Below are 10,347 nucleotides of genomic sequence, written 5' to 3' on the forward strand. Positions count from 1 at the left end.
GTGCACGCCGGATTAGCCTGTCTCGATACTGAATCAGATGGCAAGAATCGCTTGCGCAAGTTGCGCGTCCGACGCTTGCAGGCCTGGTGCTACTTCGCGGATGTGTTGCAAGGCGCCCTGGAGCTTCACGCCACGGATCTCGCCTTCGCTGGCAACGAAGCTTGCAGCGTCGTCGCGGGCGGCCAGGACGATCTTGTCGTCATGAAAGGATGACGAGATTTTCGACGTGGCATTGGACGATGCATCCAGCGCACGGACAATGGTGTCGGTTGTAACGACGAAACTGGAAGCCTGGGCCCCGGTAGCAGCAACGATCAGGAAAGCGGCACTCAACAGGCGAACGCGAGACATACAGGCACTCCAAAATAACGGGATTCGAAAACCACTGACGCTTAAATCGGAGGCTCAGCTTTAGCTGGCTCGCGAGTGCGTGGTCAAGGTGGCGCAAGATTAGCTTATAAGCGAGTCCGCTAACCATCCTCGCCTTACGCAGGCAGCTGTCTTGCGAACCATTACTGCTGAAATCATATGAAAACATCGGTCTGTAGGGGCATGCCGTGAAAGGAATCAAAACTGTACTGGTTTTGCTCACCCAGCTATACGCCGGTCGGAAACGACAAAACCCGTCAGCAGTGACCTGCCAACGGGTTTTGTTTGAACAATTCGGGTTGCTGGCGAGAGGCTCGTGGCCTGGGACCAGCAGACGCTAGATTAGCGCCAGAACGGCTTGCTCAGCTCTTCGTAACGCTGGGATTCGCTGATACCGGCGTCAGCCAGCAAACGTGCATCCAGACGAGCCAGTTGATGGCGGCTGGACAGACGACGCTGCCAGAGCATCAGGTTGGCGAACATGCGCAGCGGCAACGAGGCTTGTGCGGTTTTTGCGGTGTCTTCGTAGAACAGTTCGGAACTGACGGTGCGTTCCATGATGCTTCTTCCTTCCGCTTGTGGCGGGATTAGAGAGTGACTTGATTGGTGACAATATTCCTCTCATTGCCCTTCTCTCTCTAGACACAGTTCATTTGTATTGTGCTGCTCCAGTTAACTGTTAAACACCACTGTTTTGTTCGGAAGTGGGGCAACTGTATGGGTCTGCACCAGAAGCGTGCTTTTTGGATGCTTACACGGATGATTTGCGGTTTTACCTCAAACAAATCACCCGTACAGCAGTACAGTTTTTGCCGGTTTTACGTTCAGCTCGCGAACTGTGACGACGAAAGATCATCACAGCGCTCAAACTGTGTTTTCAGATCGTCAGCATGTGACCAGTTTCTTCCAGGTTAAGGTGCCAACTGAGTGCATCCCGAAGCACATGCGGGGTGTGGCCGCCAATTGCGCAGGCGCGGCGGAAGTAATCATTCAGCGCCTCGCGATAGGCCGGGTGCACGCAGTTGTCGATGATGACCCGGGCACGTTCGCGGGGCGCCAGGCCCCGCAGGTCTGCCAGTCCGATCTCTGTCACCAGGATGTCCACGTCGTGTTCGGTGTGGTCCACATGGCTGACCATCGGCACCACGCTTGAGATTGCGCCGGCTTTGGCAATGGACTTGGTCACGAAAATGGCGAGGTGGGCATTGCGGGCGAAGTCGCCTGACCCGCCTATCCCGTTCATCATCCGCGTGCCACCCACGTGAGTGGAGTTGACGTTTCCGTACAGATCGAACTCCAGGGCGGTGTTGATACCAATGATACCCAGGCGGCGAACGACCTCCGGATGGTTCGAGATTTCCTGAGGGCGCAATAACAGTCTGGATCTGTACTGCTCGAGGTTGTCATAGACCGCGGCGTGCTTGCGCTCTGACAGCGTCATGGAGCAGCCCGACGCGAAATCCAGTTTGCCCGCCTCGAACAGATCGAACGTCGAATCCTGCAGCACTTCCGAATACATGGTCATGCCGTGAAAGGGTGAATCGATCAGCCCAGTCATGACGGCATTGGCGATCGTGCCTACCCCGGCCTGCAGCGGCATCAGTTGATTGGTCAGTCGGCTCAGCCGCACTTCGTTCTTGAAGAACTCGACCAGGTGGCCCGCGATGGCCTGGGTGTCGGTGTCTGCCGGCAATACCGTCGACGGCGAGTCAGGTTGATTGCTGATCACGATGCCGACGATCTTGGCCGGATCGATCCTCACGGCCTGGCTGCCGATTCGGGTGTCCGTCTTGAGCACCGGGATCGGCAGGCGCGTCGGCCGGTAGGTCGGTATATAGATGTCGTGCAGCCCTTCCAGCTCCAGGGGCTGGGCGAGGTTGATCTCGATGATCACGTGTTCAGCAAGAATGGCGAAGCTCGCCGAGTTGCCAACGGACGTGCTGAGCACCAGGTGCCCTTCTTCGGTGATCGCCACACATTCAATCACGGCGATATCCACGGCCTTGATCTGGCGATTGCGCAGCTGCTCGACGGTGTCCGACAAATGCTGGTCTATGAACATCACGGTGCCGTCGTTGATGGCCTTGCGCAGGGTGCTGTCCACCTGAAACGGCATGCGGCGGGAGAGTACTCCGGCTTCAGTCAGCTGCTTGTCCAGATCGTTGCCCAGGCTGGCGCCCGTCATCAGGCTGATCTTCAAGGGTGTTGTCTTGGCCCGGTCAGCCAGCGCCTGGGGCACGGCTTTGGCTTCGCCGGCGCGGGTGAAGCCGCTCATACCGACGGTCATGCCGTCCTTGATCAAGGAAGCGGCGTCGGCCGCGCTCATTATCTTGCTCATCAGCGAGGGCAGACGGATTCGTTCACGGTGCATGTGTTTAATCTCAGACAAAGATGCGTGAGCGAAGTCTAGAGATTTGAGGTTTGTTCGTCCCGCTACCAAGGTCGCAATAAAGGCTCTAATTAGCGCCTGTGCGCGAGAAACACTTTTACCTGGGCTGTAAAAAACCCTCGGCCATGAGCTGCGCCGAGGGTTGTTTTATCGCGGGTTGCAGCAGTTATTCGATCGCTTTGACCATATCCTCGATGACCTTTTTGGCATCACCAAAGACCATCATGGTTTTGTCCAGGTAGAACAGCTCGTTATCCAGGCCCGCGTAGCCGCTGGCCATGGAGCGCTTATTGACGATGATGGTCTTGGCCTTGTACGCCTCAAGGATTGGCATGCCGGCAATCGGCGACTTGGGATCGTTCTTGGCCGCCGGATTGACCACATCGTTGGCGCCAAGCACCAGGACGACGTCCGCCTGACCGAACTCGGAGTTGATGTCCTCCATCTCGAACACCTGATCGTAAGGCACCTCGGCCTCCGCCAGCAGTACGTTCATGTGCCCCGGCATCCGACCGGCCACCGGGTGGATCGCGTACTTCACGGTGACGCCCGCGTGGGTCAGTTTTTCGGTCAACTCTTTAAGCGCATGCTGCGCTCGAGCGACCGCCAGCCCGTAGCCCGGAACAATGATTACGGTATCTGCGTTGGTCAGCAGGAAGGTCGCGTCGTCAGCTGAGCCCGATTTGACCGGTCGGGCTTCCTGGGTGCCGCTCGCAGCACCGGCATCCGTTGCGCCACCGAAGCCGCCACCAATCACGTTGAAGAACGAGCGGTTCATCGCTTTGCACATGATGTACGACAGAATCGCGCCGGAAGAGCCGACCAGAGAACCTGCGATGATCAGCATCGAGTTGTTCAGCGAGAAGCCAATACCTGCTGCTGCCCAGCCTGAGTAGCTGTTGAGCATCGACACCACGACCGGCATGTCTGCGCCACCAATCGGGATAATCAGCAGCACGCCGATCACGAACGCGAGGATCAGCATGGTGCTGAACGCGTACAGGCTACCCGTCAGCATGAACATGATGCCGAAAAGCAGCGTCGCCAGCCCGAGAATCAGATTGAGCTTGTGCTGACCCGCAAATTGCACCGGTGCGCCCTGGAACAAACGGAATTTGTATTTGCCCGACAGCTTGCCGAAGGCGATGACCGAACCGGAGAACGTAATCGCCCCGATCGCCGCGCCAAGAAACAACTCCAGACGGTTGCCCGCAGGAATCGGATCGCCCAAGTGGTGAACGATGCCCAGCGACTGTGGCTCGACCACGGCAGCGATGGCGATGAACACGGCTGCCAGGCCAATCATGCTGTGCATGAAAGCGACCAGTTCCGGCATCTTGGTCATTTCGACGCGCTTGGCCATGATCGCACCGGCAGTGCCGCCGACCAGCAAGCCAATAAGAATATAACCAATGCCTGCGCTGGCACCGTCGGTGGACAACGCGGCCAGTTTAAACACTAGTCCGATCGTGGTCAGAACAGCCAGGCCCATGCCGAGCATGCCGAACAGGTTGCCTCGGCGCGACGTGGTCGGGTGAGACAAACCCTTCAGCGCCTGGATGAAGCAGATGGCTGAAACGAGGTACAGCAAGGTGACGAGGTTCATGCTCATTACTTGGCCACCTCGTCTTTAACCTTGGGCGCTTTCTTTTTGAACATCTCCAGCATGCGCCGGGTGACCAGAAAACCGCCGAAGACGTTAACCGCGGCCAGCGCGACGGCCAGGGTGCCCATGGTTTTGCCCAGTGGTGTCACTGTCAGCGCTGCGGCAAGCATGGCGCCAACGATGACGATGGCCGAGATAGCGTTGGTTACCGCCATCAACGGCGTGTGCAGCGCAGGCGTCACGTTCCAGACCACGTGGTAGCCGACGTAAATGGCCAGCACGAAAATGATCAGGTTGTAGATACCGGGTGAGATGAACTCTTCCATTATTTTTATCCTCAGCCGTTCTTGCGGATGACTTGGCCATCGCGGCACATAAGGCACGCGGCAACGATGTCGTCTTCGAGGTTGATCTGGAACTGTCCTTCGGGCGTGAAGAGCAGCTTCATGAAGTCCAGCAGGTTGCGGGCATAAAGAGCAGATGCATCCGCCGCGACCATGGCGGGCAGATTCGTGTGACCGACGATGGTCACACCGTGCTCGACCACGACTTGATCTGCCACAGTCAGAGGGCAGTTGCCGCCCTGCGCCGCGGCTAGATCGATTACTACCGAACCAGGCTTCATTTGCGCGACCGTATCAGCGCTCAACAGCACCGGCGCTTTGCGACCGGGGATCAACGCCGTAGTAATCACGATGTCCGCCTGCCTGGCGCGCTCGTGAACGGCCACTGCCTGACGCTGCATCCAGCTGGCTGGCATCGGGCGGGCGTAACCGCCGACGCCGACGGCAGCCTCGCGCTCCTCGTCAGTCTCGTAAGGTACGTCAACGAACTTGGCCCCTAACGACTCGATCTGTTCCTTCACCGCGGGACGTACGTCCGAGGCCTCAATGACCGCACCTAGACGTTTGGCAGTGGCGATGGCCTGCAGCCCCGCAACGCCCGCTCCGAGAATCAGCACGCGCGCTGCTTTCACCGTACCGGCCGCTGTCATCAGCATGGGCATGAAGCGCGGGTAGTGATGCGCCGCCAATAGCACAGCCTTATAGCCGGCGATGTTGGCCTGGGAAGACAGCACGTCGAGGCTTTGCGCGCGAGAGGTGCGTGGCGCGGCTTCGAGGGCAAAGGCGGTGATCCCGCATTCAGCCAGCTTGGCGATCATGTCGTTATTGAAAGGGTTGAGCATCCCTACAACCACTGCGCCGTTTCTGATCAGCGGCAGCTCAGCTTCGCTGGGAGCGGAAACCTTGAGGATGAGTTCGGCGCCAAACGTATCAACGGCGGTCCCGATCAATGCGCCTGCTGCCTCATAAGCACTGTCCGTCACGCTCGCTGCAATGCCAGCGCCGTTCTGAACAGTCACCGTGTGGCCTTGGGCGATGAGCTTTTTGATGGTCTCGGGAGTGGCGGCGACCCGGGTTTCACCAAGCTGGGTTTCGAGGGGGACTCCAATGTGCACGTCAAATCTCCTGCGTGATCTTATTGTCTTTAATTAGGCCAGCGCGCTACGGCCCGAGGGCTGGAATTGCGATCACTACGCCCGTTAAAACAGCCGGGCGCGGCATTTTGCAGGGGATGCCAGAGGCCTTCAAGGGTTTCTGTAACTGAACGAAAAATGTACTACAAGTCACCCTGTGACCGATTGACGCACTAAATCAGTCAATTAGTTGATTTGTATGAGTTTTAACAAATTAGACGCGCCCAGAGGAACTCGAGCGAAAGAAATCGGAAATGTCATGGAAATAAGCTGGAGGGCTCTATTTGTATGACTATTCAAGTGTTGGAATCAAAAAAGGAATGTGTGTCGCAAATGCGACATATCAAGATATCTGTAGGTTTTAAGAGGTAAGAACTACATACAAAGGTCCGGATTGCGGTTGAGTGATCAGGGCAGCGAGTAGGCCTCCGCCTGCCGAATCAGCCAGTCGCGAAACGCTTTCAGTGACGCTGATTCCGTCTTGCGCTCCGGGATCATCAAGTAATACGCCTTTGTGCTTGAGAGCTGGTGAGAGTTGGCAATCACCAGGCGCTTTTCGGTCAATTCATGCTGAATAAGGAACGGCGGGATCAGCGCCACACCCATGTCATGCATAGCTGCCTGCGCGAGCATGGAGAATAGCTCGTAACGCGGACCTGTCATGTCGCGGGCCACGCTCATGTCCAGCGAGTTGAACCACTGCCGCCAGGCGTAGGGCCGAGTGGTCTGTTGAAGCAGCGGCATCTCGGCCAGTTCTTGAGCGCTGATGCTGTGCCGTGCCCCAAGCAGTGCGGGGCTACAGACTGGCATCGGGTTTTCGCCCATCAGTCTGTGAGATTCGGTACCGGACCAATCAGCATCACCAAAGTAGATCGCCGCGTCGAATTCGGTATCCGCGAACAAGAAGGGCCGCGTTCGGTTGGTCAAATTGATGGTGACGTCAGGATGTTTCTTCTGAAAATCTTTCAGGCGCGGAAGTAACCATTGCGTGCCGAATGTGGGCACCACTGCGAGTTCGATCACATTGATGCCCTGATGGCCCATCACTGACAGCGTGTCGCGCTCAACGGCATCGAGTTGCGTTGCGATGCGCCGGCTGTAGGACAGGCCTGCCTCGGTAAGCTTTACTCCCCGTCGCGAACGTCGGAACAGGCCGACGTTCAAGAACTCTTCCAGGCTCGCGACCTGTCGGCAGATTGCGCTCTGGGTCAGGGAAAGCTCCTCGGCTGCCTTTGTGAAGCTCTCGTGCCGCGCGGCTGCCTCGAAGCTGACGAGTGCGGCGGTGCTGGGGATTTTGCGACGCATGTACCTTTGCCTCACTCAGAAGGGCCGACGGGCCAGTAACCAATGTGCGTTGGAGTGAGAAATTAGCACAACATGATGCGAAATCGTCGTTTGCTCGCTTAAGGGTTCAGGCCTAGGCTCACCCCATTACTTTTCCGGCAAATCCGGAAACGCATTTGGTGAGGAGAGAGTCACATGAGCGGTAAGGCAAGTTTCAGTTGGATCGACCCCCTGTTGCTGGACCAGCAACTCACCGAAGAAGAGCGCATGGTTCGCGACAGCGCCGAGCAGTTCGCCAGGGACAAGCTGGCGCCGCGCGTGCTGGAGGCCTTCCGGCATGAGAAGACAGATCCGGCCATCTTCCGTGAGATGGGTGAGATAGGTCTCCTCGGCGCTACAATCCCGGAGCAGTACGGGGGCAGCGGCCTGAATTATGTGTGTTACGGCTTGATCGCTCGCGAAGTCGAGCGCGTCGATTCCGGTTACCGCTCAATGATGAGCGTGCAGTCCTCTCTGGTCATGGTGCCTATCAACGAATTTGGCACCGAAGCGCAAAAACAGAAGTACCTGCCAAAACTTGCGTCGGGTGAATGGATTGGTTGCTTCGGCCTTACCGAACCCAATCATGGTTCGGATCCGGGCGCGATGATCACTCGTGCGCGGAGCGTCGAGGGCGGCTACCGTCTGACCGGCAGCAAAATGTGGATCACCAACAGCCCAATCGCCGACGTGTTTGTTGTATGGGGCAAAGATGACGCTGGGGACATCCGCGGCTTCGTATTGGAAAAAGGCTGGCAAGGCCTGACGGCCCCGGCGATTCACGGCAAGGTAGGCCTTCGCGCTTCGATCACCGGCGAGATCGTGATGGACAACGTGTTTGTGCCGGAAGAGAACATCTTCCCGGACGTCCGAGGTCTCAAAGGGCCTTTCACGTGCCTGAACTCCGCCCGCTACGGCATCTCATGGGGCGCGTTGGGGGCTGCCGAGTTTTGCTGGCACACCGCGCGTCAATATACGCTGGACCGTCAACAGTTCGGCCGTCCGCTGGCAGCTAATCAGCTGATTCAGAAAAAGCTCGCTGACATGCAGACCGAGATCACGTTGGCGCTTCAAGGCTGCCTGCGTCTTGGCCGCATGAAAGACGAGGGCACCGCAGCGGTCGAAATCACCTCCATCATGAAGCGCAACTCCTGCGGCAAGTCGCTGGACATCGCGCGTATGGCCCGTGACATGCTGGGTGGTAACGGCATTTCTGATGAGTTCGGTATCGCCAGACATCTGGTCAACCTGGAAGTGGTCAATACCTACGAAGGTACTCATGACGTCCATGCGCTCATCCTGGGGCGCGCGCAGACCGGCATCCAGGCCTTCTATTAAGGAGCCTGCAATGGGCGCGTTATCGCATTTGCGTGTGCTGGACTTGTCGCGTGTGCTCGCCGGCCCGTGGGCAGGACAGATTCTGGCTGACCTGGGTGCGGAGGTGATCAAGATCGAGCGCCCAGGCAATGGCGACGACACCCGCGCCTGGGGGCCGCCCTTTCTGAAGGATCCGCGCGGAGAAAACACGTCGGAAGCTGCGTACTACCTGTCAGCCAACCGTAACAAGCAGTCCGTCACCATAGACTTCACTCAGCCTGAAGGGCAGAGGCTGGTTCGGGCGCTGGCGGCGAAGTCCGATATTGTGATCGAGAACTTCAAGGTTGGCGGGCTGAAGGCCTACGGTCTGGATTACGAATCGCTGCAGTTGGAAAACCCCAGGCTCATCTATTGCTCGATTACCGGGTTCGGTCAGACGGGTCCGTACTCCAAGCGAGCAGGTTACGACTTCATGATCCAGGGGCTCGGTGGGCTAATGAGCCTCACTGGTCGTCCCGAGGGGGAAGCTGGCGCAGGACCGGTAAAGGTCGGCGTGGCGCTGACGGATATTTTGACCGGGCTGTATTCGACTTCTGCGATTCTTGCTGCTCTGGCGCATCGGGATCAGGGAGGGGCTGGTCAGCACATCGACATGGCGTTGCTGGACGTGCAGGTCGCCTGCCTGGCGAATCAGGCAATGAACTACCTGACGACGGGCGTATCGCCAAGGCGACTGGGTAATGCTCACCCGAATATCGTCCCCTACCAGGATTTCCCCACTGCCGATGGCGATTTCATTCTCACCGTGGGGAACGACAGTCAGTTCCGCAAATTCGCAGAAGTGGCTGGGCAACCGCAGTGGGCCAGCGATCCGCGGTTCGCGGGTAACAAGCAGCGCGTGGCGCATCGTGCTGCGTTGATCCCGTTGATCCGGCAGGCGACCGTCTTCAAGACCACGGCTGAATGGGTAACAGCGCTGGAGAGGGCAGGCGTTCCGTGTGGGCCTATCAATGATGTCGCCCAAGTGTTCGCAGATCCGCAGGTACAGTTCCGCGGTCTGCAGCTGGATATGCCACATGCATTGGGCGGGACTGTCCCTCAGGTTGCCAGCCCGATCCGTTTATCAGCGACCCCTGTTGAATACCGGCGTGCGCCGCCTTTGTTGGGAGAGCATACGTTGGAGGTTCTTACCGGCGTATTGGGGTTATCAGACGCCGAGGTTATTGCGCTGCGTGAGGCAGGTGTTCTCTGAAGGCTGATATGCCGTGTTTGTAACTGGCTAGTCTGCATATAAACAGAAGGAAGTGTCGGATTTCCCTGAGGTTTTAGGTTTTTCACCAAAAGTTCAAATTAGGTGTTGACGCTCCTCTGGATCTGTCTATAATTCGCCCCACTTCCGTCGCAGACGAAACGGAAAACTCCTTGATAATCAAAGAGTTGGACGAAGTAGCAGCGAGGAATGCTTCGGTTCAGATGCTTGAATCGACAGCGGTGAAAAAGGCAGTTGACAGCAGGTTGTAACGCTGTAGAATTCGCCTCCCGCTGACGTGAGACGTTAAGTCGAACGAAGCGCAAGTGGTTGAAGTTGATCAGGAAACTTTGAAAACTTCTTAAAATAACCGCTTGACAGATACAAGAGACGCTGTAGAATGCGCGCCTCGGTTGAGACGAAAGATCTTAACCACCCGCTCTTTAACAACTGAATCAAGCAATTCGTGTGGGTGCTTGTGCTGTAAGACTGAAGTCGCAAGATTATCAGCATCGCAAGTTACTCCACGAGAAATCATGGTTTAACCAACGATTGCTGAGCCAAGTTTATAAGGTTTTCTCAAAACCTAATTGCAGTATTGAACTGAAGAGTTTGAT

At 57.1% G+C, this 10,347-nt stretch carries 9 protein-coding genes; 2 read left to right on the forward strand and 7 right to left on the reverse strand.

Annotated elements, in window-relative coordinates:
- Positions 1 to 33: 33 nt before the first annotated feature.
- The 7 genes from EC919_RS12095 to EC919_RS12125 form a co-directional block, all read right to left on the reverse strand.
- Complete coding sequence (locus EC919_RS12095; protein ID WP_133774179.1) at positions 34 to 351, reverse strand: DUF2388 domain-containing protein; 318 nt, start codon at positions 349 to 351, stop codon at positions 34 to 36.
- A gap of 360 nt (positions 352 to 711) precedes the next feature.
- Positions 712 to 927 carry a DUF1127 domain-containing protein gene (locus tag EC919_RS12100; RefSeq protein WP_093466716.1) on the reverse strand — a complete coding sequence of 72 codons (216 nt, stop codon included), beginning with the start codon at positions 925 to 927 and terminating at the stop codon, positions 712 to 714.
- 319 nt (positions 928 to 1,246) lie between these two features.
- Positions 1,247 to 2,740 carry an acetyl-CoA hydrolase/transferase family protein gene (locus tag EC919_RS12105; protein WP_133774181.1) on the reverse strand — a complete coding sequence of 498 codons (1,494 nt, stop codon included), beginning with the start codon at positions 2,738 to 2,740 and terminating at the stop codon, positions 1,247 to 1,249.
- A 184-nt stretch (positions 2,741 to 2,924) separates the two neighbouring features.
- Positions 2,925 to 4,370, reverse strand: coding sequence for an NAD(P)(+) transhydrogenase (Re/Si-specific) subunit beta (locus EC919_RS12110; protein ID WP_133774183.1), 1,446 nt, complete (start codon positions 4,368 to 4,370; stop codon positions 2,925 to 2,927).
- Complete coding sequence (locus tag EC919_RS12115; protein ID WP_074892477.1) at positions 4,370 to 4,690, reverse strand: NAD(P) transhydrogenase subunit alpha; 321 nt, start codon at positions 4,688 to 4,690, stop codon at positions 4,370 to 4,372. Before EC919_RS12115 ends, EC919_RS12110 begins: the two co-directional genes overlap by 1 nt.
- A gap of 11 nt (positions 4,691 to 4,701) precedes the next feature.
- The gene (locus EC919_RS12120; protein ID WP_133774185.1) at positions 4,702 to 5,823 is read right to left on the reverse strand and encodes a Re/Si-specific NAD(P)(+) transhydrogenase subunit alpha; all 1,122 of its coding nucleotides are present in this window, start codon (positions 5,821 to 5,823) and stop codon (positions 4,702 to 4,704) included.
- A gap of 426 nt (positions 5,824 to 6,249) precedes the next feature.
- Positions 6,250 to 7,146: a LysR family transcriptional regulator gene (locus tag EC919_RS12125; RefSeq protein WP_133774187.1), complete on the reverse strand. Its 897-nt coding sequence runs from the start codon at positions 7,144 to 7,146 to the stop codon at positions 6,250 to 6,252.
- A 174-nt stretch (positions 7,147 to 7,320) separates the two neighbouring features.
- On the opposite strand from EC919_RS12125, the gene EC919_RS12130 reads away from it, so the two are divergent.
- Positions 7,321 to 8,502 carry an acyl-CoA dehydrogenase gene (locus EC919_RS12130; protein WP_122534346.1) on the forward strand — a complete coding sequence of 394 codons (1,182 nt, stop codon included), beginning with the start codon at positions 7,321 to 7,323 and terminating at the stop codon, positions 8,500 to 8,502.
- A 10-nt stretch (positions 8,503 to 8,512) separates the two neighbouring features.
- Positions 8,513 to 9,733, forward strand: a complete 1,221-nt coding sequence (locus EC919_RS12135; RefSeq protein WP_133774189.1) for a CaiB/BaiF CoA transferase family protein — start codon at positions 8,513 to 8,515, stop codon at positions 9,731 to 9,733.
- Positions 9,734 to 10,347 lie beyond the last annotated feature (614 nt).

Origin of the sequence: Pseudomonas graminis (genome assembly GCF_004364335.1) — a bacterium.
Taxonomy (GTDB): Bacteria; Pseudomonadota; Gammaproteobacteria; order Pseudomonadales; family Pseudomonadaceae; genus Aquipseudomonas; species Aquipseudomonas graminis_D.